Genomic DNA, 370 nt, shown 5'->3' on the forward strand with positions numbered 1-370 from the left:
GGGTCTGTAGCTCAGTTGGTTAGAGCGCACCCCTGATAAGGGTGAGGTCGGCAGTTCGAGTCTGCCCAGACCCACCATCTCTAGCTCAGTTGGTTAGAGCGCGCCCCTTGGGGTGAAGAACGAGAGGGTGAGGTCGCCGGGTTGTTTCAAGTCTGCCCAGACCCACCAAATTTGCGTGATACGTCGTTGAAAGACACCTTGTATAGCAGGCTATACGGCGCTGTCTTTCGCCTAGTCTCACACAAATTATATGTCCTTTCGGTGACAATGGGCCGCAAAGGGTATGTTGACAAGGGGCCTTAGCTCAGCTGGGAGAGCGCCTGCCTTGCACGCAGGAGGTCACCGGTTCGATCCCGGTAGGCTCCACCAT

Annotated in this window: 2 tRNA genes; both read left to right on the forward strand. The window is 56.2% G+C overall.

Annotated elements, in window-relative coordinates:
• Window positions 1-77, forward strand: a tRNA-Ile gene (locus RVY79_RS17990).
• Between the two features lie 216 nt (window positions 78-293).
• Window positions 294-369, forward strand: a tRNA-Ala gene (locus RVY79_RS17995).
• Window position 370: the final 1 nt, after the last annotated feature.

The sequence above is a fragment of the Chromohalobacter sp. HP20-39 genome, from assembly GCF_033052815.1.
GTDB lineage: Bacteria > Pseudomonadota > Gammaproteobacteria > Pseudomonadales > Halomonadaceae > Chromohalobacter.